This is a genomic window from Streptosporangium sp. NPDC004379, assembly GCF_042873875.1.
Lineage (GTDB): Bacteria > Actinomycetota > Actinomycetes > Streptosporangiales > Streptosporangiaceae > Streptosporangium.
Genome location: NZ_JBIAMC010000047.1, coordinates 1 through 1,112 on the forward strand (window position 1 = coordinate 1; position 1,112 = coordinate 1,112).

At 71.5% G+C, this 1,112-nt stretch carries 1 protein-coding gene; it reads left to right on the plus strand.

What is annotated here, in order from left to right; all coding sequences use genetic code 11:
- Positions 1–1,005, plus strand: a 1,005-nt coding sequence (locus tag ACFYSC_RS36865) for an IS701 family transposase (RefSeq protein ID WP_389971048.1), incomplete at its 5' end; no start/stop codon positions are given.
- Between the last annotated feature and the right edge of the window lie 107 nt (positions 1,006–1,112).

Consider the following 1,112-nt stretch of genomic DNA (forward strand, 5'->3'; position numbering starts at 1 on the left):
CGGCGCCTGGCCGTCCGCGCGGCCGAGGTGATCGCCCCGCACGCGTGGGTGATCGACGACACCGGCTTTCCCAAGGACGGTAAGGACTCACCCGGGGTGGCCCGGCAGTACTCCGGCACCCTCGGCAAGGTCGGCAACTGTCAGATCGGCGTGAGCGTGCACGCCGTCACCGACACCGCCTCCTGCCCGCTGAACTGGCGTTTGTATCTGCCCGCGTCCTGGGACGCCGGCCAGGCGGCCGATCCGCACGCCGCCGGGCAGGCCGGCGTGCGCCGCGCCCGCTGCGCCGTCCCCGACGGCGAGCGGCATCGCCCCAAATGGCAGATGGCCGTGGAGATGCTCGACGAACTCACAAGCTGGGGCCTGGCGCCGCCGGTGGTGGTGGCCGATGCCGGCTACGGCGACAACGCCCGCCTGCGCACGGCCCTGGCCGAGCGCGGCCTGGCCTATGTGATGCAGGTCAAAGGCGCGGTCACCGCGCACGGAGTGGGAGCTCGGCCCGCAAGGATCGCCTACTCGGGGCTGGGGCCGCATCCCCTGCCGCGGTATCGCACCAAGCCGGTCAGCCTGCGTGAGCATGTGCTGGCCGCAGGCCGCGCCGCAGCGGTGACGCTGACCTGGCGGGCCGGCTCCAGGGGCGGCTTGACCTCACAGTTCGTGATCCTGCCGGTCCGGGTGGCCGGCCGCAGACCCCACCTGGCCGTCGATGGTTCGCTGCCGGTCAGCCAGGTGATCGCGCAGTGGCCCGACGGCGAGGCCGAGCCGGTCAAGTACTGGCTGTCCAACCTGCCCACCGGCACGCCGCCGGCGCAGCTGGTCGCCTTGGCCAAGATCCGCTGGCGGATCGAGCACGACTACCGCGAGTTGAAGACCGGCCTGGGTCTGGACCACTTCGAGGGCCGCTCCTGGAGGGGCTGGCATCGGCACGTCACCTTGGTCAGCGCCGCGCACCTGTTCTGCACCGAGCTGCGCTTGAGCAGCCCAAAAGCGGTCGGGGCGGCCTGACGCTCTACCAGGTCCTCAAGGAGCTGCAGGCCCTGCTGGCAGCCTGGACAGGCCGATGCCCGACCTGCCGCAGACGGCCGCCCTAACCACCTAACAAAGCACTACTA